The 24,897-nt window shown below is 47.0% G+C and carries 23 protein-coding genes and 3 pseudogenes; 15 read left to right on the forward strand and 11 right to left on the reverse strand.

Going from position 1 to position 24,897, the window contains the following annotated elements; genetic code table 11:
• Nucleotides 1-62: 62 nt before the first annotated feature.
• The 5 genes and pseudogenes from AAY47_RS20560 to AAY47_RS08175 form a co-directional block, all read left to right on the forward strand.
• Nucleotides 63-230: pseudogene (locus AAY47_RS20560) on the forward strand (DUF1240 domain-containing protein); the annotation flags it as partial.
• A 125-nt stretch (nucleotides 231-355) separates the two neighbouring features.
• A pseudogene (locus tag AAY47_RS08160) lies at nucleotides 356-562 on the forward strand (phage major capsid protein); the annotation flags it as partial.
• A pseudogene (locus AAY47_RS08165) lies at nucleotides 556-1,182 on the forward strand (terminase TerL endonuclease subunit); the annotation flags it as partial. The pseudogenes AAY47_RS08160 and AAY47_RS08165, both read left to right, overlap by 7 nt.
• Before the next feature lie 124 nt (nucleotides 1,183-1,306).
• Entirely contained in the window at nucleotides 1,307-1,828 is a 522-nt protein-coding gene (locus AAY47_RS08170; RefSeq protein ID WP_047768695.1) for a hypothetical protein, read from the forward strand.
• A 343-nt stretch (nucleotides 1,829-2,171) separates the two neighbouring features.
• The gene (locus AAY47_RS08175) at nucleotides 2,172-2,429 is read left to right on the forward strand and encodes a helix-turn-helix domain-containing protein (RefSeq protein ID WP_047768697.1); all 258 of its coding nucleotides are present in this window, start codon (nucleotides 2,172-2,174) and stop codon (nucleotides 2,427-2,429) included.
• A 248-nt stretch (nucleotides 2,430-2,677) separates the two neighbouring features.
• On the opposite strand, the gene fis is transcribed toward AAY47_RS08175, so the two are convergent.
• The 9 genes from fis to AAY47_RS08220 form a co-directional block, all read right to left on the reverse strand.
• Entirely contained in the window at nucleotides 2,678-2,974 is a 297-nt protein-coding gene (gene fis, locus AAY47_RS08180) for a DNA-binding transcriptional regulator Fis (protein ID WP_010847912.1), read from the reverse strand.
• Nucleotides 2,975-2,981: 7 nt separating this feature from the next.
• The gene (gene dusB, locus AAY47_RS08185; RefSeq protein WP_047768699.1) at nucleotides 2,982-3,965 is read right to left on the reverse strand and encodes a tRNA dihydrouridine synthase DusB; all 984 of its coding nucleotides are present in this window, start codon (nucleotides 3,963-3,965) and stop codon (nucleotides 2,982-2,984) included.
• Nucleotides 3,966-4,249: 284 nt separating this feature from the next.
• Nucleotides 4,250-5,131: a 50S ribosomal protein L11 methyltransferase gene (gene prmA / locus AAY47_RS08190; protein WP_047768700.1), complete on the reverse strand. Its 882-nt coding sequence runs from the start codon at nucleotides 5,129-5,131 to the stop codon at nucleotides 4,250-4,252.
• Nucleotides 5,132-5,157: 26 nt separating this feature from the next.
• A complete protein-coding gene (panF, locus tag AAY47_RS08195; protein ID WP_047768701.1) occupies nucleotides 5,158-6,603 on the reverse strand; it encodes a sodium/pantothenate symporter in 1,446 nt (481 codons plus the stop codon).
• A complete protein-coding gene (locus AAY47_RS08200) occupies nucleotides 6,593-6,835 on the reverse strand; it encodes a YhdT family protein (RefSeq protein ID WP_047768703.1) in 243 nt (80 codons plus the stop codon). Before AAY47_RS08200 ends, panF begins: the two co-directional genes overlap by 11 nt.
• Nucleotides 6,836-6,965: 130 nt before the next feature.
• Entirely contained in the window at nucleotides 6,966-8,315 is a 1,350-nt protein-coding gene (gene accC / locus AAY47_RS08205) for an acetyl-CoA carboxylase biotin carboxylase subunit (protein WP_047768706.1), read from the reverse strand.
• 13 nt (nucleotides 8,316-8,328) lie between these two features.
• Nucleotides 8,329-8,775, reverse strand: a complete 447-nt coding sequence (gene accB / locus AAY47_RS08210) for an acetyl-CoA carboxylase biotin carboxyl carrier protein (protein WP_047768708.1) — start codon at nucleotides 8,773-8,775, stop codon at nucleotides 8,329-8,331.
• A 27-nt stretch (nucleotides 8,776-8,802) separates the two neighbouring features.
• A complete protein-coding gene (gene aroQ, locus AAY47_RS08215) occupies nucleotides 8,803-9,255 on the reverse strand; it encodes a type II 3-dehydroquinate dehydratase (RefSeq protein ID WP_047768710.1) in 453 nt (150 codons plus the stop codon).
• 155 nt (nucleotides 9,256-9,410) lie between these two features.
• On the reverse strand, nucleotides 9,411-10,385 hold the full coding sequence (locus AAY47_RS08220) for an oxidoreductase (RefSeq protein ID WP_047768712.1): 975 nt from the start codon (nucleotides 10,383-10,385) through the stop codon (nucleotides 9,411-9,413).
• 564 nt (nucleotides 10,386-10,949) lie between these two features.
• Here AAY47_RS08220 and mreB point away from each other — a divergent pair.
• From mreB to AAY47_RS21960, 9 genes are all read left to right on the forward strand, one after another.
• Nucleotides 10,950-11,993, forward strand: coding sequence for a rod shape-determining protein MreB (gene mreB, locus AAY47_RS08225; protein ID WP_047768715.1), 1,044 nt, complete (start codon nucleotides 10,950-10,952; stop codon nucleotides 11,991-11,993).
• A 108-nt stretch (nucleotides 11,994-12,101) separates the two neighbouring features.
• Nucleotides 12,102-13,103 (forward strand): rod shape-determining protein MreC, encoded by a 1,002-nt coding sequence (mreC, locus tag AAY47_RS08230; RefSeq protein WP_047768716.1) that lies wholly within the window; start codon nucleotides 12,102-12,104, stop codon nucleotides 13,101-13,103.
• Nucleotides 13,100-13,588: a rod shape-determining protein MreD gene (gene mreD / locus AAY47_RS08235; RefSeq protein ID WP_047768718.1), complete on the forward strand. Its 489-nt coding sequence runs from the start codon at nucleotides 13,100-13,102 to the stop codon at nucleotides 13,586-13,588. Before mreC ends, mreD begins: the two co-directional genes overlap by 4 nt.
• A gap of 77 nt (nucleotides 13,589-13,665) precedes the next feature.
• Entirely contained in the window at nucleotides 13,666-14,253 is a 588-nt protein-coding gene (locus AAY47_RS08240) for a Maf family protein (protein WP_047768720.1), read from the forward strand.
• On the forward strand, nucleotides 14,250-15,719 hold the full coding sequence (gene rng / locus AAY47_RS08245; RefSeq protein ID WP_047768722.1) for a ribonuclease G: 1,470 nt from the start codon (nucleotides 14,250-14,252) through the stop codon (nucleotides 15,717-15,719). Before AAY47_RS08240 ends, rng begins: the two co-directional genes overlap by 4 nt.
• Before the next feature lie 93 nt (nucleotides 15,720-15,812).
• A complete protein-coding gene (yhdP, locus tag AAY47_RS08250) occupies nucleotides 15,813-19,625 on the forward strand; it encodes an AsmA2 domain-containing protein YhdP (RefSeq protein WP_047768724.1) in 3,813 nt (1,270 codons plus the stop codon).
• A complete protein-coding gene (nit1, locus tag AAY47_RS08255; protein WP_047768726.1) occupies nucleotides 19,622-20,470 on the forward strand; it encodes a deaminated glutathione amidase in 849 nt (282 codons plus the stop codon). The genes yhdP and nit1 overlap by 4 nt, the downstream gene beginning before the upstream one ends.
• 18 nt (nucleotides 20,471-20,488) lie before the next feature.
• Nucleotides 20,489-21,934 carry a metalloprotease TldD gene (gene tldD, locus AAY47_RS08260; RefSeq protein WP_047768728.1) on the forward strand — a complete coding sequence of 482 codons (1,446 nt, stop codon included), beginning with the start codon at nucleotides 20,489-20,491 and terminating at the stop codon, nucleotides 21,932-21,934.
• 84 nt (nucleotides 21,935-22,018) lie between these two features.
• Nucleotides 22,019-22,180 carry a hypothetical protein gene (locus AAY47_RS21960; RefSeq protein WP_235428320.1) on the forward strand — a complete coding sequence of 54 codons (162 nt, stop codon included), beginning with the start codon at nucleotides 22,019-22,021 and terminating at the stop codon, nucleotides 22,178-22,180.
• 86 nt (nucleotides 22,181-22,266) lie between these two features.
• Here AAY47_RS21960 and yjgA read toward each other — a convergent pair whose 3' ends face one another.
• On the reverse strand, nucleotides 22,267-22,803 hold the full coding sequence (gene yjgA, locus AAY47_RS08265) for a ribosome biogenesis factor YjgA (protein ID WP_047768730.1): 537 nt from the start codon (nucleotides 22,801-22,803) through the stop codon (nucleotides 22,267-22,269).
• A gap of 198 nt (nucleotides 22,804-23,001) precedes the next feature.
• Here yjgA and pmbA point away from each other — a divergent pair, with 198 nt between their 5' ends.
• Entirely contained in the window at nucleotides 23,002-24,345 is a 1,344-nt protein-coding gene (pmbA, locus tag AAY47_RS08270; RefSeq protein ID WP_047768732.1) for a metalloprotease PmbA, read from the forward strand.
• Between the two features lie 50 nt (nucleotides 24,346-24,395).
• Here pmbA and rnk read toward each other — a convergent pair whose 3' ends face one another.
• Nucleotides 24,396-24,806: a nucleoside diphosphate kinase regulator gene (gene rnk / locus AAY47_RS08275; protein WP_047768734.1), complete on the reverse strand. Its 411-nt coding sequence runs from the start codon at nucleotides 24,804-24,806 to the stop codon at nucleotides 24,396-24,398.
• Nucleotides 24,807-24,897: the final 91 nt, after the last annotated feature.

Raw genomic sequence — 24,897 nt, forward strand, 5'->3', positions numbered from 1 at the left:
AGCTCTTTACTCGAAGCAACCTGTTTATTTTTGACTAAAAAACATTCGTGATCTTGCCCTGGGTAATTGTCAAATACCTGAGTAGGTTGATGATTGCATCATTTATTATTAGCTTTCCTGTTTCTTTGTGTGTTAGTTACAAGTTAAAAAGCGATGGTTATGTCACATGTGATAAAATATCGTGGATGTCACCAACAACCTACGTAAAAAATTTGTCATTGTGTAAATGATTTTTTTTGTAAATATTTTGTCTTCATGTTTTCCCTTGTTTAGCCTCTAAATCACAGAGGCTTTCTTATTATTTTTCACGGTGTTAAATAGTGTTTTAAAGAAAATAACTATTCCGAAAAACACCATGAAAAAACTACTCGAACTACGCCAACAGAAAGCTGAACTGACTACCCAGATGTGTTCACTGCTCATCAAAGCGGAAGACGAAAAGCGCTCACTATCTACCGATGAAGCAAAACAGTTCGACGAGCTGCGCAGTTATATTCTGACTGGCGAAACTCGCTCGTTGTCTACAGGCGTCCCGGCAGACGGTGGCTATACCGTTACGCCGGGCTAGATTTATCTTCCACGGGCGATATCACCAGTATTTGCTATACATTCCCGGTGGATAACGAACTATTATTACTGACCCGCCATTATCTGCCGGAAGTGCAGCTACAGAACCCGGCGAATAAGAACCGGGCAATCTATCGACAATGGGCGCGAATGGGCTGGTTACGCACCACCACAGGCGACTGCATTGATTATGACCGTATCCGTGATGATATTCTCAGAGACAGCCAGCACTTTGATATCAAACTGGTGGGCTTCGACACATGGAACGCCACACATCTACGCACCCAATTACAGGGCGCGGGGCTGGATGTTGAGCCGTTCCCGCAAACCTATATGCGGTTTAGTCCGGTGGCAAAATCGGCTGAGGTCTTCGTTAACCGCAAGGTCATTCGTCACAACGGCGATCCGGTACTCGCGTGGGCGATAGCCAATGTGGTGATGGAAACAGACGCCAACGCCAACATCAAACCGAATAAAAAGAAATCTGCGAATAAGATAGACCCTGCAATCGCGTTCCTGATGAGTTTTGGCACATGGCAAGTCGAGCATGAAGACTTTGCATTTACCTTAAGTGATGAACAACAGCAGCGGTTGGATAGCTTTGATGGGATATAGATAATTCTTATCTATGCTTTTGATATGTCTAAAAAATACTCAGTGTTATTGCTTGGTTTTACTGGTATCGGCCTGAAAGATATTGAATACTAGGAGTTTCATTTAGTGAAAAAAGGCAACAAACATGTATAGCAAAAATAACATTGGAGAATATCAAGACCTAATAAGAAAGTTATCTCTTATAGATAATTTTGAAACTTGGATGGTTCACGTACAATTTTTAGAAAAAAAAGAAGCAGAGCATGTTTGTGAATCAGCTAGACGTTTATGGATAAAACGTAAAATATCAGATGGTAGTTTACTCTTACATCCAGATATACGAGAAGAATTAATTCAACGGAAATATGATCCATTGCCTATTCATATGAAGATGATTTGGGCTAGTTTATTGGCGTCTTACGACGGAGCTAATAGAACAGAATATATTCAAAGAATAAAGAAAAAAATAATCAAAAGATATGATGATGAATGGTGGTCTGATGTTAATAAAAGAATATCACCTGCCTATAAAGCTCGACAATATATATTAAAAAATATTGATGGTGCTGGTGCGGCTGTAAAATATGCAGCTTCACAGAGTATGTTTCTTGGAGATATTTATCTTGAGTCACGTAATGACGCGCTAAGAAGGATTCCAAAGGAATAATCGAAATATTTTTATCTCATTGAGTGAAGTAGTGGGGGAGTCTTAGCTCATTTAATGACATGTAACGAAAAAAAGTTAATCGTTTATACTGATTCGCTTATTGAACCAGCTAAACCAATCAGTTAAAGTAGCCCCGCCACTGGCAAAATCCAGAGGCCAAGGATCATCACCCTTGAAAAGAGTTACCCACTGGTAGGAATTTTCTACCAGTGCGTCTGCTATCGCCCTTTCAATGGCGGTTCAGGTGAGGGAGGCTTCGGCCTCGCTGGAAGGTAACTCCCAGTTGTGATGACCTTGCTTGAATCGCCACCATCAATATTAATTAATGGAAGGGGTAGCAGGAATGAATAACGTTAAAAAAGATTGGCATCAAGCTGATATTATTGCTGCATTACGTAAGCGTGGTACAACCTTAGCGGCTGTTTCTCGTGAAGCGGGACTCAGTTCATCTACACTGGCAAATACACTCAGTCGTCCGTGGCCTAAAGGCGAATGGATAATTGCAAATTACCTCGGTATACATCCCTCAGAAATCTGGCCTAGCCGTTATTTTAGTATGACCGGTGATCTTTTTGACCGGAATCCCAGAAAGAAACCATAAATTAACCAGCTTATTGTTTTAAAAATAGCCGAGAAGATAACTGTAACGGGATATTTTCTTACTGTAGATACATCTGTAACTTTCATCTTAATGCTTCCCGATGAAACTTTTCTTTAGTTCTCATGTTGTTCTGTGAGTGTTTATGTTGAGGATTTTTTGGTGGGGTATTCAGTGGGGTACTCAGAAATAAAAAAAGCACCTCCTCAAAAGAGAAAGTGCTTTTTCAACAACATGTTGACTGACTAGGATCAGTTCATGCCGTATTTTTTCAGTTTCTTACGCAGAGTACCACGGTTGATTCCCATCATCAGGGCTGCGCGAGTCTGGTTGCCACGGGTGTATTGCATCACCATGTCCAACAGTGGCTGTTCTACTTCAGCCAGTACCAGCTCATACAGGTCATTAACATCTTGACCGTTCAGTTGAGCAAAATAGTTCTTCAGTGCTTGTTTAACTGAATCACGCAGAGGTTTTTGAGTTACCTGATCTTGTGAATTTACAGTAGCAACGGTTAGTACATCAGAATTTACGCGTTGTTCGAACATAGTTCTGTCAGCTCTTTTCTTTATTTACGCAAAAATTTTCGAAGTATGCCTTCAACGCCTCCAGCTGTTCGCTGGCATCCTCTATGGCGTTGAATGTGCGCCGAAACTGGTCATCAGGGGCATGTTCCTTGAGATACCAAGATACATGCTTGCGTGCAATACGAACTCCTTTGCCTTGACCGTAAAAGTCATGCAGTTCTCGTATATGCTCGCTCATTAAGTGCTGCACTTCGCCAAGTGGCATCGGTGATAACACTTCTCCTGTTTCCAGATAATGCTGGATTTCCCGAAAGATCCAGGGTCTTCCCTGAGCAGCGCGGCCTATCATTAGGGCATCAGCCCCAGTGTATTCAAGCACTGCTCTGGCTTTTAGCGGGTCAGTAATGTCACCATTGGCAATAATTGGAATGGCAACAGTCTGCTTAACTGTCCGAATATTGTCGTACTCGGCCTCACCATTAAACAGGCAAGATCGCGTCCTGCCATGTATTGTAAGAGCCTGAATACCACAACGCTCGGCCAATTGGGCAATTTCTACACAGTTACGCTCTTCCGGTGACCATCCTGTGCGGATCTTCAAAGTGACAGGTACATCAACCGCATTGACGACCGCAGACAGGATTTTTTCAACCAGTTGCGGATAACGCAGTAATGCAGAGCCTGCCAGCTTACGATTCACCTTTTTAGCTGGGCACCCCATATTGATATCGATGATCTGAGCGCCATTAGCGACGTTAATTTTCGCTGCCGCCGCCATTTCATCGGGATCACTACCGGCTATTTGTACAGAACGCACTCCGGGTTCGTCGCTATGAACCATACGCAGCCGTGATTTATCCGTCTTCCAAACCTGGGGATTGGAAGAAAGCATTTCTGAGACTGTCATTCCTGCACCCATCTGGTAGCAAAGAGATCGAAACGGGCGATCTGTTATGCCAGCCATAGGGGCTGCAATAAGACAGTTTTTCAACTGGTATTGTCCGATACGCATAGACGAAGAAAGAGTGGTCAACTGTGACTAAGGGCGCGTATATTACGCATTTTTCACAAGATATGAAAGGCCAAACTTTGAGCTAATCGACATTTATAACGGATTTTTTCCAGTTGATTTTTTTAAACTTGGTTGATTATTGTTAAATAACAAATAGTTACATTTTATTGCTGAAATTTGTTATTACTTATATTTCTAATCATAAAGAGAGCGGATTACCACCAATTAACCTCTTGGGTGATCATTTTAGTGGATAATCTCGCTTTTCAATAGGCATTAGGTGATTATTTTTTAATCCCTGTGATGCGACACCAATCTTCTTGTTCGGCTATCGGATCAATAATGAATTCATTGTTATAGGCCTGAGCAACGCCTTCCGCCTGACTGGCCAGAACACCGGACAAGCCCAATAATCCACCCGATTTAGGCAGTGAGCCGATGACAGGCGCCAGTTCGCGCAGAGGACCCGCCAGAATATTGGCAATCACGATATCGCATTCGAGGTCTTTAGGTTGATCTTTAGACAGAAAGAGGGTTAATTGGTCAGATACACCGTTGCGTTCAGCGTTATCCCGGCTGGCTTGAATGGCTTGTGGGTCGATATCAATACCGATGGCATGTTTCGCGCCCAGTTTCAGGGCTGCGATAGCCAATATGCCTGAGCCACAACCGAAGTCGATTACCGTTTTACCTGTCAGGTCAAGGCCATCCAGCCATTGCAGGCAAAGGGAGGTCGTTGGGTGAGTACCCGTTCCGAAGGCCATACCAGGGTCAAGCATAACATTGACGGCGTCGGGTTCGGGTACTTCGCGCCAGCTGGGGCAGATCCACAGACGTTTACCGAAGCACATAGGGTGGAAGTTATCCATCCACTCTCGCTCCCAATCTTTATCTTCCAGTTGTTCAATTTTGTGGATAAAACCTTTGCCCAGTTGTGGACGTTGTTCCAATTGGCTGACAACCGCGTTCATATCCATTTCAGCGTCATACAGACCGATAACATCGGTATCCCCCCACAAACGCGTTTCGCCCGGCAGAGGCTCAAAAATAGGCGTATCGTGGCTATCCTGAAAGGTGATTGATACTGCGCCACTTGCCATAAGCTCATCGCCTAACGCTTCCGCTTGTTGTCCCGTGGTGTTTAGTCTTAATTGTATCCAAGGCATAAAAAATTCTCGTTTTGTGAATCACGTTATTGTGTGAAAGGTAATCGTTTAGAGCCAATCCCGCCGAATTTATTTCCTATCCAGAATGCCAGTAAACTCAGTAATAGCGATGGCACAATGGGGTGGAAACCCAAAAGCTGGAGATTGAAAGTTGCCAGCAAGGTATAGCTTGCCGCACCTGCCAGCATTGAGCTGATCGCGCCTGAGGCATTGGCTTGTTCCCAATATAATCCCAGAACCAGTGGCCAGAGGAAAACGGCTTGCAGTCCACCAAATGCCAGTAGGTTCAGCCAGATAATCATCTCAGGGGGGTGCCATGCTGCCAGTAGCAGTAATGCGCCTAAACATAGGCTGGAGTAGCTGGAGATGCGTGACAGTTTTTTCTCCTGACTGATCTGCTGTGGAAACAGATTCAGATAGAGATCTTTGACGATAGTGGCCGAAGATTGCAGCAGTTGGGCGTTAATAGTCGACATAATTGCCGCCATTGGCGCAGCCAGAAAAATGCCGGCAGCAACAGGAGGCAGTACCGTGAGCATTAACGTTGGGATCACTTGATCGGGGATCGTCAGATCAGGAATGATGGCTCGGCCAAGGGCACCGGCAAGGTGCATACCGAACATCAGGAATGCCATGATGATCGTGCCAAGCACAATACCGCGATGAACTGCTTTACTGTCTTTATAAGAGATACAGCGCACGGCGGTGTGTGGCAGCCCAACGACACCAAAGCAAACCAGTACCCAGAAAGACGCCATAAATGGCCCGGTGAGGATATGATCAGCGCCATATGGGGAAACCAGATTGGGGTCAATCGTGCGCAGTGTCGTCACTGCGGCTGACAATCCACCGGCTTTGTAGATAATACCGGTCAGTAATAATGCCGTTCCCAGCAGCATCACCAGCCCTTGTAAGGCATCATTGAGGACGCTGGCTCTGAAACCGCCAAATGCGGTATAGAGGGCAATGGAAACGCCAAAAATCAGCAATCCCGTATCGTAAGGGATACCAGCGGCTGTCTCCAGCAAACGAGCACCCCCAATGAATTGAACTGTCATGGCACCGATAAAGGCGACTAACAGGCTGATACTGGCAAACCAGACCAGAAATCGGCTCTGATAGCGCGCATATAGCATGTCATTGAGGGTGACCGCATTGTAACGGCGGGCGAGGATCGCAAATTTTTTCCCCAGTACGCTAAGTGAGAGCCATATTGCGGGCAGTTGGATCAGTGATAACAATACCCAACCGATACCATACTTATAAGCGGCACCAGGGCCACCAATAAATGAGCTGGCACTGATATAGGTTGCTGTAATGGTCATTGCCAATACAAACCCCCCCATTGAACGGCTGCCGAGAAAATACTCACTTAAGAATTCACCGGTTTGCCGGCGGCGATAAGCATAGATTGAGAGTATGAAAACCAATGCCAGATATCCCACGAGAGGCAGAATGACTTCACTTTGCATCACTATCCTCCAGTGGAATGTCTTTGAATATAAACTTCACCATCAAGTAGCAGAGGATGATAAATAAGGCAGGTAGCAGCAGGCAAGCCAGTTCAAACCAGCGGGGCAATCCAGTTAAACCGGTGGCATCACTGGGTAAATAAGCACACAGTAGCCAGCCAACAAGATAAGCCAACGTCAGGAATATCGCCCAGCGTGCTTCTTTGTGGGATTGAACAAATCGTCCGTCCATTCGTTCTCCGGGTAATTTACATGAAACAATATGGGGGGAATTTTAGCCATATGAAACTATAAAAAATCCCACCTGTAAAAGATGGGATTTTATTCAAAGCAACAAATGCTAAATAAGCGTCACAGAAACCTTACTTATCATGCAAGCCGAGTTTCTTCTCCAGATAGTGGATATTGGTTCCGCCTGTCTGGAAGTTCTCGTCATCCATAATTGCCAGTTGCAGATCGATATTGGTCTTGATGCCATCAATGATCAACTCAGCCAGTGCGTTCTTCATCCGCACAATGGCCACTTCACGGGTTTCGCCGTAAGTGATCAACTTACCGATCATAGAATCATAATAAGGCGGTACGGTATATCCCGCATAGATATGGGATTCCCAACGCACACCAAATCCACCCGGTGAGTGGAAATGGGTGATTTTGCCCGGACTTGGCAGGAAGGTTTTCGGGTCTTCTGCATTGATACGACATTCAATCGCATGGCCTTTGATTTCGACATCTTCCTGTTTGACAGACAGTGGTAAACCCGAGGCGATACGCAGCTGCTCCTTGATCAGGTCAATGCCAGTGATCATTTCCGTCACGGGATGTTCAACCTGAATACGGGTATTCATCTCGATAAAGTAGAATTCATCATTTTCGTACAGGAACTCAAATGTACCCGCGCCACGGTAGCCGATTTCGATACAGGCATTGGCACAACGTTCACCAATACTGCGACGCAGTTCTGGTGGGATGCCCGGTGCTGGCGCTTCTTCCACGACTTTCTGGTGACGGCGCTGCATGGAGCAGTCTCGTTCAGCCAGATAGAGTGCATTGCCCTGACCATCAGCCAGAACCTGAATTTCAACGTGACGTGGGTTTTCAAGGAATTTCTCCATGTAGACCATGTCGTTGTTGAAAGCGGCTTTGGCTTCTGCGCGGGTCATGGCGATGGATTGTTCCAGATCTTTGTCGCAGCGTACGACGCGCATCCCACGACCGCCGCCACCGCCCGAGGCCTTGATGATCACCGGATAGCCGATGCGGTTTGCAATGGCCTTGTTTTTCTCGGTATCGTCACCCAATGGGCCATCAGAGCCAGGTACGCAAGGGACGCCCGCTTTTTTCATGGCGTTGATAGCGGAAACTTTATCCCCCATCAAACGGATGGTGTCCGCTTTCGGACCAATGAAAATAAAGCCAGAACGCTCGACCTGCTCGGCAAAGTCAGCGTTTTCAGACAGGAAGCCATAACCCGGATGGATTGCCTGTGCACAAGTAATCTCCGCCGCAGAAATAATGGCAGGAATATTCAGGTAACTTTTCGCTGAGGCAGCTGGGCCGATACAGACGGTTTCATCCGCCAGCAGGACGTGCTTCAGGTCACGATCTGCCGCAGAGTGCACAGCCACAGTTTTGATCCCAAGTTCCTTACAGGCTCTCAGGATACGCAGTGCAATTTCACCGCGGTTAGCAATGACAATTTTTTCAAGCATGGGGTGCGCCTTGTTATTCGATGACGACCAGTGGCTCGTCGAATTCAACAGGTTGACCGTCCTGAACCAGAATCGCTTTTACTACGCCAGTTTTGTCGGCTTCGATCTGGTTCATCATTTTCATCGCTTCAACGATGCACAGGGTTTCGCCCTGATTAACATGCTGGCCGACTTCAATGAAAGCTTTCGCATCCGGGCTGGGGGAACGGTAGAACGTACCAACCATTGGAGAGCGAACTGTGTGGCCGCTGATTTCAGCCGGTTTGTCAGCGATGGCTGGCGCAGCGGCCTGCACTGGCTGCTGGGCGGGTGCAGAAATATATTGCTGAGTTACAGGCACTGCTGCGGGTGTCGTGACCCGGCTGATGCGCACTGACTCCTCACCTTCAGAAATTTCCAATTCAGAAATGCCAGATTCTTCAACCAGCTCGATCAATTTTTTTATCTTACGAATATCCATGAGTGTGGTTCCGTACTTTTAAGTCAATTAGTTGGATGTTGACAAGCGGTTGACCGCTGCCTGTAATGCGAAACTATAACCATCCGCCCCCAATCCGCAGATGATGCCGACGGCAATATCGGAAAGATAGGAATGGTGGCGGAATGGTTCGCGGGCATGCACGTTGGAAAGGTGAATCTCAATAAATGGGATACCTACCGCCAGAAGTGCGTCGCGCAATGCCACGCTGGTATGCGTGTATGCCGCAGGGTTGATTAAAATAAAATCCGTATTGCCCCGCGCAGAATGAATTCTTTCAATCAGTTCAGATTCTGCGTTGGATTGCAGATGGGATAATTCAGCGCCCGATTGTAGCGCTTCTTTTGACAGTCTGTTAACGATGTCGTCCAGCGTTAACTTGCCGTAGGTCTCTGGCTCTCGTGTTCCCAACAGGTTCAGGTTAGGGCCATTCAAGAGTAAAATGCGAAACTTGTCTGCCATTGTGCGGGTATCTCCGGCAATCTGTCAACAATCGACCAAGATAACTCGATGTCAACGGTTTGTCATCTCTTTCTGATAGCTAGAATTGTAAATTTGGCGATAAAGCCCGACATTATAAACATATCGTGGCATTTAGCAGCTAAATACTGGTCTTATCAGCGCACTTTCACCACGGTTCTGCCTGTAATTTGATTGTTTATCAACTTATTGGCGTGTTCGATCACCTGTTCTAATGTAATTTCATTAGCGGCTTGCTGATAAAATGAACCGGGTAATAGCGTTTGCAGACGCTGCCAAATGGCAGGGCGCTCCGAAGCCGGAACAGTGACAGATTCCACGCCCTGTAAACGAATATTACGCAGAATAAACGGCATGACGCTGGTGGGGAGTTGACTGCCGCTTGCCATGCCACAGGCGGCGACTGTACCGTTGTAACGCACTTGTGCCAGCAAGGTAGCCAATATCGTGCTACCAACGGTATCTATCACACCGGCCCAACGTTGTTTTTCTAATGGACGTGATGGCTGGTTGAAGTCGCTGGCGGGCAAAACCGCTTTCGCGCCCAGCGAGATCAGGTAATCTTGACTGTCGGGTTTGCTGCTAATTGCTGTGACGGAATAACCCAGTTGTGACAGTAAGGTTATTGCCGTACTGCCAACGCCACCACTGGCTCCCGTTACGACAATTTCTCCGCTTTCCGGTGTGACGCCCCCTTGTTCCAACGCCATGACACATAACATGGCAGTAAAACCCGCCGTGCCGATGATCATCGCTTGTCGGAGACTTAGTGCGTGTGGTAGGGGGGTTAGCCATTCACCTGATACTCTCGCTTGTTCTGCCAGCCCACCCCAGTGCGTTTCTCCCACGCCCCAGCCGGTCAGCAAAACATGTTGTCCGACGTGAAAACGGGGATCTTCGCAGTGATGGATAACACCCGAAAAATCGATCCCTGGCACCATCGGAAATTGGCGGATAATCTTCCCTTTGCCGCTGATGGCAAGGGCATCTTTGTAATTGAGTGTTGACCAATGGATATCAACAACCACATTACCCGGGGGTAATTGAGATACATCAATATCTTGAATAGATGCTGATAATGTTTCGTGTTGTTCCAGTAATAAAGCTTTCATGATCATCCTCTCTTGATAGGTATCTGGCTGACATTATTACCTGTTTAGCATTACCACGATGCGGGTATTACCACAATTTTGCATCATTACAATTTTGCGTTACTACAATATAGATAAAGCCTATATATACCAATCCAACTTCAAGGTGCGTGTTATATTTTCCCGCGCAGCAGGGAAATATAAGGCCTTGCGTCGTCTGGCGGGTTGTAGCTTGAAGTTTATCGAGTATAGATAAAAGCTGATGGACTGAAATGGGTGGCAACAATGTTGTGATATCTCACCAAATTCATCTATTGTTTTTATAATTCATCAACTATTTCGCCGTGGGACTTTCTTTGTCATGGTGTTTTTTGGTGTATTAGCTGAATTAACCCATTTTTATGCAGTTTTTTTCTGCTCCGTTAGAGAAAAGTAACGTAGAATATCGTATTTCCGATGTGAATAACGTGGCCACTTTTATTGAAGTAGTAAAAGTAGTTAATTATGCGCCTTGTCGCTGCTTCATGTGGTTGGTAGAGTAGACGGAAAATCTCCGTCCCCAGCTTGCAGGATTATCCTTTCGTTATGTTAAAGAAATTTCGTGGCATGTTTTCCAACGATTTGTCCATTGACTTGGGTACTGCCAATACCCTTATTTATGTCAAAGGCCAAGGAATAGTATTGGATCAACCCTCTGTCGTTGCGATTCGCCAGGACAGAGCCGGCTCACCAAAAAGCGTTGCAGCAGTAGGGCTGGAAGCAAAACAGATGCTGGGACGTACTCCGGGTAATATTGCCGCTATTCGTCCTATGAAGGATGGGGTGATTGCTGATTTTTATGTTACTGAAAAGATGCTACAGCATTTTATCAAGCAGGTTCACAATAACAGTTTCATGCGTCCAAGTCCGCGCGTGTTGGTCTGTGTGCCTGTCGGTGCGACTCAGGTTGAGCGTCGTGCCATCCGTGAATCCGCCCAAAGTGCAGGTGCGCGGGAAGTCTTTTTAATTGAAGAGCCTATGGCGGCGGCTATCGGTGCGGGTTTGCCGGTTTCCGAAGCAACAGGTTCAATGGTCGTTGATATTGGTGGGGGAACCACTGAAGTTGCGGTTATTTCCCTTAATGGTGTTGTTTATTCTTCTTCTGTACGTATTGGCGGCGACCGTTTTGATGAAGCCATCATCAACTATGTTCGCCGCAATTATGGTTCTCTGATCGGGGAAGCAACGGCAGAACGCATCAAACATGGCATTGGTTCTGCCTATCCAACGGATGAAGTACATGAAATTGAAGTACGTGGTCGTAACCTTGCCGAAGGTGTGCCGCGCAGCTTTACTTTGAATTCCAATGAAATTCTTGAAGCTCTGCAAGAACCATTAACGGGTATTGTGAGCGCTGTGATGGTCGCGCTGGAACAGTGCCCCCCAGAATTGGCCTCTGATATTTCTGAACGAGGTATGGTGCTGACTGGCGGCGGTGCGTTACTACGTAATCTTGATCGTTTGCTGATGGAAGAAACCGGCATTCCTGTCATTGTTGCTGAAGATCCACTGACCTGTGTTGCCCGTGGTGGTGGCAAGGCGCTGGAGATGATCGACATGCATGGTGGCGATCTGTTCAGCGAAGACTGAAAGTAACTCTGCGAGCTGGGAGGTGAACGTGTTTTATTGGAACCTCCTTGCTGATTGTGCCGGAGTTTTATCATTTATGAGACAACACAGCTCGACAATACGCCATTTATGAAGCCGATTTTTAGCAGAGGGCCTTCTCTGCAACTACGACTCTTTTTTGCTATCATTATTGCCATTATTTTGATGGTGGTAGACAGTCGCCTTGGTATTTTCAATAAAGTCCGTAGCTACATGGATACGGCTGTGAGTCCTTTTTATTTTCTTGCCAACGGGCCGCGTCAGTTTTTGGACAGCATCTCGGAATCTTTCGTGAGTCGCAATCATCTTGAGCTGGAAAATAGCACCTTGCGTAATGAATTGCGTTTACAGGGCAGTAAATTACTGCTGTTGGGGCAACTGAAACAAGAAAATTCCCGTTTACGTGAATTGCTGGGTTCGCCGCTGCGTCATGATGAACACATGATGGTATCGCAGGTGATTTCCGGGGGAATGGACCCATACCGCGATCAAATTGTCATTGATAAAGGGGCGAAGGATGGCGTGTACGAAGGGCAGCCGGTTATCAGTGATCGCGGTGTTGTGGGTCAAGTGACAGCCGTGAGCCAGTTGAGCAGCCGGATATTGTTGATTTGCGATCCCTCACATGCAATTCCTGTGCAGGTGCTGCGTAATGACATTCGTGTTATCGCTGGTGGAGCAGGGTGTACGGATGATCTCCTGCTGGAGCCTTTACCCAGTGATACAGATATCCGCGTAGGTGATGTATTGGTGACATCGGGGCTGGGAGGACGTTTTCCTGAAGGTTATCCTGTGGCTGTCGTCTCTTCTGTCAAAATTGATAACCAGCGGGCGCATGCGGTCATTCGTGCCCGTCCGTTGGCTGAATTGCGGCGCTTGCGCTATTTACTCCTATTGTGGGGGGGGGGTAATGATCCCTCTGAACCATCGCCGCCTTCAGAAGTATACCGCGCTGCTAATGAACGTCTGATGCAGATGTTACCGCAAGTGTTGCCAAATCCATCAAATGAGTCACCGCAGTTGCTGGCACCAAAATCAGCAGAAGCGTCAGCGGAAAAACCGTCATTACCAGCTACAGGAAATCGTCAATGAGTCAATATCATAGCCAAGGATGCTGGGTCATTTGGTTATCTTTCCTGATTGCAATAGTGCTACAGATTATGCCGTGGCCGGAGCAGTTTTTTATGTTTCGGCCTAGCTTACTGATGCTGTGCTTAGTTTATTGGTTGCTTGCGCTTCCCCATCGTGTCAGTGTTGGTACGGGCTTTGTCTTGGGGATTATTACTGACCTGTTGCACGGGAGTGTTTTGGGAGCACATGCTCTGGCATTTAGCATTATCAGTTTTCTGGTTGCATTCAAATTCCAGCTTATCCGCAATATGGCGCTTTGGCAGCAAGCCCTGGTTGTGGTCGGTCTTTCGACACTGATGAATCTCTGTGTTTTCCTGGTCCATGCTCTATTACTAAAGACCCTCTTTCATCCTGAAGTGTTCTGGAGCGGGGTGATCAATGGTATTCTCTGGCCTTGGCTATTCTTATTAATGCGGAAAATCCGTCGGCAATTTTCAGTCCGTTAAAGTGGGTTTCTGTATTTAAAAAGCAAAGGTATATAACAAAAAATAGCTGATGGGTAGACTCCTAAGGATTATTCTCGATGAAAACCATTTACTTAGCTTCTGGCTCCCCGAGACGGCGTGAGCTGGTGGAATTATTGGATTTTAATTTTGAAATCCTGGCATCTCAGGTCGAAGAAAAATGGTGTGCAGGCGAGTCTCCACAGCACTATGTTACTCGATTAGCCAGAGAGAAAGCTCTGGCTGGCGTAGCCATTGCACCACATGCTTACCCCGTTCTGGGGGCTGATACCATTGTTGTATTGAATAACCGAATTCTGGAAAAACCGCGAAATCAGCAACACGCTGTGGAAATGCTTAACGCTTTGTCTGGTCAGTGCCATCAGGTCATGACGGCTGTTGCTTTATCGAACAATCAACATACCTTGTGTGAGACAGTCATTACAGATGTGATATTCCGCCAGTTGTCCCAACGGGAAATACAGGAATATATTGCCACTGGGGAGCCAATGGATAAAGCCGGCGCTTATGGCATTCAAGGTAAAGGCGGTTGTTTTGTCAGAAAAATTAATGGCAGTTACCACGCTGTTGTCGGCTTACCACTGGTGGAAACGTATGAATTAATCACACGATTTTTAGCGTTAGCTGATGGGAAGGACTATTCATGACAGCAGAGTTATTAGTCAATATAACACCGTCCGAAACGCGGGTTGCTTATATTGATGGCGGTATCTTACAAGAAATTCATATTGAGCGGGAAGCCAAAAGGGGCATTGCCGGAAACATTTACAAAGGGCGTGTGAGTCGGGTTTTACCGGGTATGCAGGCGGCTTTTGTCGATGTTGGGCTGGAGAAAGCCGCTTTTTTGCACGCTTCGGATATTGTGCCCCATACGGAATGTATTGCCGGTGAAGAGCGGAAAAATTTTCATGTCAGGGATATTGCTGAATTGGTGCGTCAGGGGCAGGATTTACTGGTTCAGGTAGTGAAAGATCCTCTGGGGACAAAAGGTGCCCGTTTGACAACGGATATTACCTTACCGTCACGTTATTTGGTGTTTATGCCGGGAGCATCGCATGTTGGTGTTTCACAGCGCATAGAGAGCGAAGAAGAGCGTGAGCGCCTGAAAAGCATCGTTACGGAGTATTGTGATGAGTATGGGGGGTTTATTATCCGCACGGCCGCTGAAGGGGTGGGAAAAGAAGAGCTGGTACAAGATGCGGCATTTTTAAAGCGCCTGTGGAGTAAAGTGATTGAACGTAAGAAACGCAATATCACCAAAAACAAGGTCTATGGTGAATTAGCGCTGGCGCAACGTGTGTTACGGGATTTTGTTGGCGCTTCCCTTGATCGCATTCGGGTCGATTCCCACCAAACATTTCTCCAATTGCAGGAATTTATTGATGAATATATTCCTGAAATGAACGCTAAACTGGAACATTATCAGGGAAATCAACCGATATTTGATTTGTACGGCGTGGAAAATGAAATTCAACGGGCGCTGGAACGTAAGGTGGAATTAAAGTCAGGCGGCTATCTGATTATTGATCAGACAGAAGCCATGACGACAATTGATATTAATACCGGTGCTTTTGTTGGGCATCGCAACTTAGATGAGACTATCTTTAATACTAATATCGAAGCAACACAGGCGATCGCCCGACAATTAAGGCTGCGTAATTTGGGGGGGATCATTATCATTGATTTTATTGATATGGGTAATGAAGAACACCGTCGCCGTGTATTAGCTTCCTTGGAACAGGCATTAAGCAAAGACAGGGTGAAAACCACCATTAATGGTTTTTCACAATTGGGTTTGGTGGAGATGACGCGCAAGCGTACACGGGAAAGTATCGAACATATTTTGTGTGATCATTGTCCAACGTGTCAGGGGCGTGGCACGGTAAAATCCGTCGAAACCGTCTGTTATGAAATCTTGCGTGAAATTGTACGCGTCAACCATGCAATTGATGCCACTCGTTTTCTGGTTTATGCCTCGCCAGCCGTAAGTGATGCCCTGAATGGGGATGAGTCCCACGCATTGGCCGAGGTGGAAATTTTTGTGGGTAAACAGGTCAAAGTGCAGACGGAACCGCGTTACAGTCAGGAGAAATTTGACATCATTATGATGTAACACACTCAGTTAATTTGTAAGAGCGAGTCTGTAGAAGACAGTTTGTAGAAAACTGGCTTGCAGAGAAATAGTGCTGCAACCAAGGAGAAATGTGTGAAGCGACTGCCGGGGATACTATTAGCGACAGCCGCAATAGTCATTATCATTGTGGCTTTGCTTGTCAGCGGGTTGCGTTTCTTCCTGCCTCACATCAATGAATATCGTCAGCAATTAGTCGAAAAAATTGCTGACGTGACAAACATTCCTGTCAATATTGGCGACATAAAAGGTCATTGGGAGCCTTTTGGCCCTAGTCTGGAAATCCGCGATATCAGCGCAAAAACGGCAGATGTCGATATTCACGCCAAAAAGGTGATGCTTTCTTTGGATGTCTGGCGCTCACTGTTACAACGGCGCTGGCATTTTCGTGATCTCGCCTTTTACCAGCTTCAGGTCAATTACGATAAAGCGCTGTTTGGCGCAGAGGGCGAAAACAGGTTTTCCCAGCCGGATGGTCTCTCCACCCTGTTTCTTGAACAATTCAATCATTTTGATTTACATGACAGCCGATTGACCTTTTTGACGCCATCGGGTGAAAAAGCCGATTTGCTATTACCACAGCTAACGTGGCTGAATCAAGGCAACCGCCATCGGGCACAAGGCAGCGTAAGCCTCTCTTCGATTAATGGGCAAGAAGGTATTATTCAGGTGAAGCTTGACCTGAAAGATAGCGATGGGATTTTGGATAATGGCACCGTTTATTTGCAGGCCGATGATATCGACATGCGGCTGTGGTTAAGCCGTTGGTTAAGGGATAATACAGGGTTGGATAATGCCCATTTCAGTTTAGCCAGTTGGATCACCTTGCAGAATGGGCGGATTGATAGTGGACGTATGCAGCTTAGGCACGGTGGCGCCAATTGGCATGTCGAAAATGAAAAACATCGGCTTGAAGTGCGTGATTTCCTTGTGCAGATGCGTCGCCAGGGCGAAGGGTGGTTGTTTGAAGTCCCCAATCTGGCAAGCCTGAAAACTGATGAGCAACAGTGGCCTGAAGGGAAGCTAGCGACACTGTATGTTAAGCAGTCACCGCAATATCAGGGTAATGATCACTGGCGTATTCGTGCCGAAAATATTCAGCTTGAATATTTAAACGGGATACTACCGATGCTCTCTTTTGTGACACCGGATACGGTCAAGGATTGGCAGCATCGGCGGCCAAAGGGGATGATTGACCATTTTTCCTTCGATATCACGCCAGCGCTTCCTGATGACATGGAAATTCGCCTGAAATGGCAGGATGTAAGCTGGTTACGTTGGAAGGAACTGCCCTCAATCAACCATTTCAGTGGCAGCTTAGAGGGAAATAAACAGTGGGGAAAGCTCAATCTTGCACTGAAAAACAGCACCATTGATTATGGCAATATGTTTCAGGCTCCGCTTGAGATGACCCGCAGCGAAGGGCAGGTATCCTGGAGAAAGGGTCACAATGGCCTGGAAATCTGGAGCCAGGGGCTAGATTTGCAGGCCAAATCGCTGTGGATCAATGGGAATTTCCATTACCTACAACCTCACAGCAAACCGCCCGTTTTAGCCATGTTAGCGGGAGTTCGAGTCGATGATCTGGGGGAAGCCTGGCGCTATTTTCCCAAGCCACTGATGGGAGGCGCCCTGACAGACTATTTGACCGCCTCCTTGATTAAGGGAAAGGTCGATAATGCGACTTTGGTTTTTCAGGGTGATCCTCATGACTTTCCGTTTAAACAGAACAACGGTCAATTTCAGGTATTTGTACCGCTGCGCCATGCCACCTTTCAATACCAACCCGATTGGCCGGCGCTGTTTGATTTGAATATCGATCTGAATTTCCAGAATAACGGATTGTGGATGCTGGCACAGAAAGCGTATTTGGGAAAAGTGGAAGCGAATCACGTCTCGGCAGTGATCCCGGATTACGGTAAGCATAAGCTGTTTATTGATGCGTCGCTCTCTGGAGACGGAAAGAGTATCCATGATTATTTCAACCACAGCCCGATGGCAGGTTCGATTGGCAGCGCCCTCGAGAACTTACAGCTTAACGGTCGGGTGGATGGTAAGCTCCATATAGATATTCCCTTGCAGCATGGCAAAGTGGTGGCGAGCGGAGAAGTGGCGCTGAAAGATACCCATCTGTTCATTAAACCATTAAATAGCGAGATGACGCATCTCAATGGCAAATTTCGCTTTGACAATGGCAAGTTAAACAGTGAGACATTGTCTGCTCACTGGCTGGGAAATCCTTTGTCCCTGAAGTTTTCTACCCAAGACTTGGCAAAACATTATCAGGTTGATGTAAAACTGAACTCACATTGGGCGGCGAAGGCATTACCGGAACTTCCGACGGAGATCCGTAACAAGCTATCTGGAACGCTGAATTGGCAGGGAGATGTCAATGTGACGATACCTGCTGGTGAATCAGAAAGTGACGTCAAATACCGTGTTGCAGTTAATGCAGATTTGTCTCATTTGAACAGTCAATTACCCATATTGGACACAGGATCTCTGCGGGAATGGCATAAGGTTAATCTCCATGCTGAAGGTGATATGAACCAGCTCCAGCTCAAAGGATTAATGGGCAAGCGATATGCATTCAATACGCAGTGGAATCTGGAAGAAGCTCATGCCAAATTGCAGCGAGGTATTTTTCAGACCGATAACATGGGTATTCCTGTTCTGCCGAAAAAATCATTGCTGGCCTTAAACTTGCCTGCCATTGAGGGTGAAAAATTATTGTCGTTGCTTGAACTGCTGCATTGGAAGCCCTCGAAAGAGAATGGTTCGCTGTGGCCAGACATAGTTGAAATTTCATTGCCCGCACTGGATCTTGCTGGACAGCGTTGGAATCAACTCACATTCAATGTCATGCAACAAAACAGTGAAGTAACCGTGCGTGCAAAGGGGAAAGAAATTAATGGCAACCTCCTGATTGCAAAGCATAAGCTGATGCAGGCATCAATCAATTATCTTTATTACGATCCTCTGTTTGCGACAGATCCGTCGGTTGATGACAAAAAGTTAATGTCAGATAAGGTGCCCGTTCCCCATTATGCTTTGAACAATTGGCCTGCACTGGATGTTAAATGCGCAGAATGCTGGGTGGCTGGATTAAAACTCGGCAAAGTATCTGGCTCGATCAAGCCAGAAGGTGATTCTCTGGTTTTGACCAGTGGACAGATGGAAAACAGCGCCGGAAACCTGACATTATCCGGGCGTTGGTATGAAAACCATACTGGAAGTTATAGCCATATCAAGGGTCAGTTATCAGGCGAAAAATTCGATGATATGGCCGCTTATTTGGGCTTTATCGTTCCGATTGTGGATGCGCCTTTCAAATTTGATTTCAATTTGAAATGGCACAATGTCCCGTGGCAGCCAGATCTCAAGACATTGAATGGCACGCTGACGGGAGACATGAAAAAAGGGGCTATCGCCAAACTGGGCGGTGGCAGGGCCGGGCAATTATTCCGGCTTATCAGCTTTGATGCGTTGCTGCGTAAATTACAATTGGATTTCAGTGACACATTCAGTAATGATTTCAACTTTGATTCCATTCGTGGTGACGCGACGATAAAAAATGGCGTCATATATACCGATAACTTTCTCATTGATGGATTGGCAGCGGACATTAATGCTACAGGGCGGACAGATTTAGTTCATCGTCAGATCAATATGGAACTGGTCATCACGCCAGAAATTTCGACAACGGTGGGCGTCGCAACGGCCTTTGCCGTTAATCCGGTGGCCGGCGCCGCAATTTTTGCTGCGACAAAAGTGCTGAGGCCCCTATGGAGCAAAATATCGGTCATTCGCTATCGGCTAACGGGCAGCCTTGAACAGCCTAAAATTGATGAAGTTTTACGTCAGCTTAAGGAGAATAAAGGGTCATGAGAAATGCTAATGTTGCACTTTTACAATTATGCAGTGGTACGAATGTCAAACATAATCTAGCGCAAATTGAACAGCAGATTAAGCAATTGCCAGAGACAGTAAAACTGGTTCTGACACCTGAAAATGCCCTGTTGTTCGCTGATGCTGATACCTACCGCGCACATGCAGAAATGCAGGGCGATGGGCCATTGCAACAAGCTGTGAGCGAAATTGCGCAACGTTACGGTGTTTGGCTGCTGATTGGCTCTATGCCGCTGGTCAGTCGAGAAGATCCTACTCGTATCACCAGTAGTAGCCTGCTGTTTGATGATCAGGGAGAAATTCTGGCCCGTTACGACAAAATTCACATGTTTGATGCCAATATCAACGACGAACACAGCGCCTATAACGAATCGACTATTTACCAGCGTGGGGAGCATATTACTGTTGTTGATACGCCGGTTGGTCGCCTGGGGATGGCTATCTGTTATGATCTGCGTTTTCCGGGACTCTTTCAGGCATTGCGTGAACAGGGTGCGGAGCTTATTTCCGTCCCTGCGGCTTTCACCCGCTTGACGGGTAAGGCGCATTGGGAACCCTTGCTGAAAGCCCGTGCCATTGAGAATCAATGTATTATTCTGGCACCTGCTCAGGTTGGTGTACATGGCACTCGCAGGACATGGGGACACACAATGGCGGTTAGTGGCTGGGGAGAAATTATCAAGAAAAATCCTCTGGCCGTCAGCGCATTACAGCTTAATATTCGTCGGGAGAGCTTGACTCACATGCGTGAGCAGATAAAAGTGGTGAAACACAATCGCTTCCGTCCACAACTGACTTCTTTGATAAAAAAGAATACAAATTAAGATAAAAGAGTAATCACTATGAGTTTAACTTATGTCAGTGAACATTTACTGGCTGCTAATAATTTGAATCATCAAGACTTATTTTCGGTACTGGGTCAATTGTCGGAGCGTCGTCTGGACTATGCCGACCTCTATTTCCAAGCCAGTTATCATGAAACATGGGTATTGGAAGACCGCATCATCAAAGAGGGTTCCTATAATATCGATCAAGGCGTGGGCGTTCGCGCGATTAGCGGAGAAAAAACGGGTTTTGCTTACGCAGATCAAATTACCTTAAATGCGTTACAGCAAAGCGCTCAGGCTGCACGCAGCATCGTACGGGACGCGGGCAATGGCATTTCGCACACGTTAGGTGCCGTGACGCATAAGGCACTTTATCCGGCCATTGATCCTTTGCAGAGCATGAGCCGGGAAGACAAAATTGCTTTGTTGCATCGCCTTGATCAAATTGCACGGGCGGAAGATCCCCGGGTGCAGGAAGTGAGTGCCAGCCTGACCGGGGTTTATGAACAAGTGCTGGTGGCGGCGACAGACGGTACATTGGCCGCAGACATTCGCCCATTGGTACGCCTTTCTGTCAGTGTCTTGGTGGAAGAAGACGGTAAGCGAGAGCGTGGCGGTAGTGGCGGTGGCGCTCGTTATGGTTACGAATATTTCCTGCGTACTGAAAATGGTCAGATCCTGGCAGAGCAGTTTGCGCGTGAAGCGGTTCGCATGGCACTGATCAACTTGTCAGCGGTTGCCGCGCCTGCGGGTACTATGCCTGTCGTATTGGGTGCTGGATGGCCGGGAGTTCTGCTACATGAAGCGGTGGGGCACGGTCTGGAAGGGGACTTTAACCGCCGCGAAACTTCTGTTTTCTCCGGTCAGGTTGGGCAACAAGTGGCTTCAGAACTGTGTACGGTGGTGGATGACGGCACCCTTGAAGGTCGCCGTGGTTCACTGGCGATTGATGATGAAGGCGTTCCGGGGCAATACAATGTCCTGATCGAAAATGGCATTTTGAAAGGCTACATGCAGGATAAACTCAACGCTCGCTTGATGGGGGTGGCTCCGACCGGTAACGGCCGCCGTGAATCCTATGCCCACTTGCCGATGCCACGTATGACTAATACCTATATGCTGGCGGGGAATTCCACACCAGAAGAAATTATCGCCAGTGTGGATCGTGGGCTGTATGCACCGAATTTCGGTGGCGGTCAGGTGGATATCACATCGGGTAAATTTGTGTTCTCAACCTCTGAAGCCTATTTGATTGAAAACGGCAAAATCACCAGGCCAGTAAAAGGTGCGACCTTGATTGGTTCGGGGATTGAAGCTATGCAGCAGATCTCAATGGTTGGAAATGATTTGGCTCTCGATAACGGTGTAGGGGTTTGCGGTAAGGAAGGCCAAAGTGTCCCCGTGGGTGTTGGTCAGCCAACGTTGAAACTGGATAGCCTGACCGTAGGTGGCACCGCCTGATAATGTCTTGAGCAATAGATCGCATAGATACCGCCTTTGCCAACTCAGAGAAAGAACAGATTGATGTTCTGACTGAGCAGAGCCGTGTTGCGGGCTATCAACCCTGGCTATATTCAGTTATCTGTTGAGATGAATATTATCCACGTGACGCCGCAAAAAAGAACGCGCTTTGCGGCATTAATATTGTTGTTAGAAGAAGCCGAAGAAGAGCTGGAAGGGGAATGGCGGTTTAATGTGATAGATTGAGTTTTTTCTTCTGCTGGGATGTTGTCGGGATGCCTTGAACTGCCGAAATGACCGCCAATTCTTAACGAAATGGCGGTAACGGTGGGCTAGGCGGATTCCGATAATTCTTTCAAATACTGGAAAATTTGACGGTAGGATTTAGGTGGCTTGTTAGCGGCCTTTTCCTTTTTCGCATTACGAACCAATGAGCGAAGTTGCTGGCGATCAGTATGTGGATACAGTGCGATGACTTCGTCAAAGGCATCATCATTTTCGAGCAGTTTGTCACGTAGTTCTTCCAGTTTATGTAACACAATGACTTGCTGGTTGTGACGGTTTTTCAGTTTATCCAACGCCGTAGTGATTGGCTCAGGATCGCGGGCACGCAACAGTTTGCCAATTAATTGCAATTGACGGCGGCGTCCTTCCCGTTTGATTTTCTGTGCCAACTCAATAGCTGCCAGCAAATCTTCATCCAGTGGAATTCGCGCCAGTTGATTTTTGCTCAGTTCAACCAGTTCCATTCCCAACTTTTTCAGTATTTCAGCATCCCGCTTGATTTCACTTTTACTGACCCAGATTATCTCTTCTTCTTCCTCTTCAGCAGGATAATTGTCGAGCCAATCTTCAGGCTGCATTGCCATAATTGTTTTCCTTCTAAAAAGGCCGGATAAGGTATGTTTTGGAGCATGACCTATCGTCCGGTGGGTGTTAACATCCTAATATTGTGTATTGTAACTGGGAAAATTGCCTGATTACCACTCTACATTCGTGTCATGAACCGGAAGCAGGCATTTTTTCTGACAAATTCTCCCTTTACTTCATTGGATTACGGTTAATTAATGAGAGTTACTAATCAACAAATCGCGGAACAGCGCAAGCTGCTGGAAGAGGCGGTTGCCCATGCGCTGGAGTTAGCGAAAGCCGGTAGTGATGCTGCGGAAGTCGCGGTCAATAAAACGACGGGGATTAGCGTCAGCACTCGTTTTAGTGAAGTCGAAAATGTTGAGTTTAACAGTGATGTCGCGTTGGGGATCACGGTTTATCACCAGCAGCGCAAAGGTAGCGCTTCCTCAACCGATCTCAGCCCAGAAGCGATAGCCCGTACTGTGCAGGCCGCCATTGATATTGCGCGTTATACTTCGCCTGATCCTTATGCTGGCCCGGCCGATAAAGCGTTATTGGCATTCGAAGCGCCTGAGTTGGATCTTTTCCATCCCGCTGATCTGGATGCAGATAAAGCGATTGAGTTGGCAGCCCGTGCTGAACAGGCGTCATTGCAGGCAGATGAGCGCATTACTAATACGGAAGGCGGAAGTTTCAACAGCCATTATGGTATTCGGGTGTTTGGTAATAGCCACGGTATGCTGCAAAGCTACTGCTCAAGTCGTCATTCTATGTCAAGTTGTGTGATTGCCGAACAAGATGGCAATATGGAACGCGATTATGCTTATACCGTGAGCCGCCATTTTGACGGGTTGAAATCGCCTGAGTGGGTGGGGCAAGAGTGCGCACGTCGTACGCTTTCGCGTCTGGGAGCGCGTAAATTACCAACGATGAAAGCGCCAGTTATCTTTTCTGCGGAGGTGGCTACGGGGTTGTTCGGTCATTTGGTTGGCGCGATCAGCGGTAGCAGCATTTATCGTAAATCTTCCTTCTTGTTGGATAGCCTGGGCAAACCGATCTTGCCTTCATGGCTGACGATTGAAGAACAGCCGCACTTATTGCGTGGGCTAGCTTCAACGCCATTTGACAGTGAAGGCGTGCGTACAATACCACGTGATATTGTTAAGGCGGGGGTTTTGCAGACTTGGTTACTGACTTCCTATTCTGCCCGTAAATTGGGAATGGTGAACACGGGCCATGCAGGTGGAATTCATAACTGGCGTATTGCGGGTCAGGGTCTGGACTTTACTGGCTTGTTGCGTGAAATGGGTACGGGCTTGATCGTCACTGAGCTGATGGGGCAGGGTGTTAGCGCGGTGACAGGTGATTATTCTCGCGGCGCATCCGGCTTTTGGGTTGAAAATGGCGAGATCCAATATCCTGTCAGTGAGATCACCATTGCAGGCAATTTGAAAGATATGTGGGCGAATATGGTGACAATTGGTGATGATATCGAAACACGTAGTAATATTCAGTGTGGTTCGGTGTTACTGCCGGAAATGAGTATCGCCGGTCAGTAGGGATACTCAATCAACAGCAGCCAGTTTGGTGTCACTGAGCTGGCTGGAAATTAGCGGTGGTACTCGCCCGCCGCTTCGGGCTGGTAAAGTAGTTCTAGTACTTTTATGCGGGTTGTTTCACCGTTTGGCAATGTCCATGTTATTTCATTATTCACCCGCAAGCCCAGAAGAGCGGCCCCCAAAGGCGCCATGACGGACAGATGTTTGGTGCTGTCTTGCAGGGAAGCAGGGTAGACCAGTGTACGAACACGCTCTTCATCACTGCCCAGATCAATAAAGCGAACTTCACTGTTCATGGTGACAACATCGGCCGGGATATCTACCGGAGCCACTATTTCGGCTCTATCCAACTCTTCGTTCAAGGCTTCTGCGATGCGGGTATTGGCAAAAGCAGGTTGTTCCAACAGAGAATCTAAACGCTCGGCATCCAATTCATTGATAATGATTTTAGGTTTTTTCATACCACACTCCAAATTAGGCTCAATATAAAATAACACCCCACATCGCAAGGAGGGGGGTGTCATTTTCAAAGTGATTAAAATGATATTAGGC

This window comes from Xenorhabdus griffiniae (genome assembly GCF_001028135.1).
GTDB lineage: Bacteria > Pseudomonadota > Gammaproteobacteria > Enterobacterales > Enterobacteriaceae > Xenorhabdus > Xenorhabdus bakwenae.

Excerpts from the sequence above, each read along its gene's own strand:
- tldD (WP_047768728.1), top strand. The coding sequence starts at position 20,489 with ATGAGTTTAACTTATGTCAGTGAACATTTACTGGCTGCTAATAATTTG.
- dusB (WP_047768699.1), bottom strand. The coding sequence starts at position 3,965 with ATGCGTATCGGACAATACCAGTTGAAAAACTGTCTTATTGCAGCCCCT.
- AAY47_RS08175 (WP_047768697.1), top strand. The coding sequence starts at position 2,172 with ATGAATAACGTTAAAAAAGATTGGCATCAAGCTGATATTATTGCTGCA.
- nit1 (WP_047768726.1), top strand. The coding sequence starts at position 19,622 with ATGAGAAATGCTAATGTTGCACTTTTACAATTATGCAGTGGTACGAAT.
- panF (WP_047768701.1), bottom strand. The coding sequence starts at position 6,603 with ATGCAAAGTGAAGTCATTCTGCCTCTCGTGGGATATCTGGCATTGGTT.
- yjgA (WP_047768730.1), bottom strand. The coding sequence starts at position 22,803 with ATGGCAATGCAGCCTGAAGATTGGCTCGACAATTATCCTGCTGAAGAG.
- AAY47_RS08200 (WP_047768703.1), bottom strand. The coding sequence starts at position 6,835 with ATGGACGGACGATTTGTTCAATCCCACAAAGAAGCACGCTGGGCGATA.
- AAY47_RS08220 (WP_047768712.1), bottom strand. The coding sequence starts at position 10,385 with ATGAAAGCTTTATTACTGGAACAACACGAAACATTATCAGCATCTATT.
- prmA (WP_047768700.1), bottom strand. The coding sequence starts at position 5,131 with ATGCCTTGGATACAATTAAGACTAAACACCACGGGACAACAAGCGGAA.
- AAY47_RS08240 (WP_047768720.1), top strand. The coding sequence starts at position 13,666 with ATGAAAACCATTTACTTAGCTTCTGGCTCCCCGAGACGGCGTGAGCTG.
- accC (WP_047768706.1), bottom strand. The coding sequence starts at position 8,315 with ATGCTTGAAAAAATTGTCATTGCTAACCGCGGTGAAATTGCACTGCGT.
- accB (WP_047768708.1), bottom strand. The coding sequence starts at position 8,775 with ATGGATATTCGTAAGATAAAAAAATTGATCGAGCTGGTTGAAGAATCT.
- mreB (WP_047768715.1), top strand. The coding sequence starts at position 10,950 with ATGTTAAAGAAATTTCGTGGCATGTTTTCCAACGATTTGTCCATTGAC.
- mreC (WP_047768716.1), top strand. The coding sequence starts at position 12,102 with ATGAAGCCGATTTTTAGCAGAGGGCCTTCTCTGCAACTACGACTCTTT.
- rng (WP_047768722.1), top strand. The coding sequence starts at position 14,250 with ATGACAGCAGAGTTATTAGTCAATATAACACCGTCCGAAACGCGGGTT.
- AAY47_RS08170 (WP_047768695.1), top strand. The coding sequence starts at position 1,307 with ATGTATAGCAAAAATAACATTGGAGAATATCAAGACCTAATAAGAAAG.
- mreD (WP_047768718.1), top strand. The coding sequence starts at position 13,100 with ATGAGTCAATATCATAGCCAAGGATGCTGGGTCATTTGGTTATCTTTC.
- rnk (WP_047768734.1), bottom strand. The coding sequence starts at position 24,806 with ATGAAAAAACCTAAAATCATTATCAATGAATTGGATGCCGAGCGTTTA.
- aroQ (WP_047768710.1), bottom strand. The coding sequence starts at position 9,255 with ATGGCAGACAAGTTTCGCATTTTACTCTTGAATGGCCCTAACCTGAAC.
- fis (WP_010847912.1), bottom strand. The coding sequence starts at position 2,974 with ATGTTCGAACAACGCGTAAATTCTGATGTACTAACCGTTGCTACTGTA.
- pmbA (WP_047768732.1), top strand. The coding sequence starts at position 23,002 with ATGAGAGTTACTAATCAACAAATCGCGGAACAGCGCAAGCTGCTGGAA.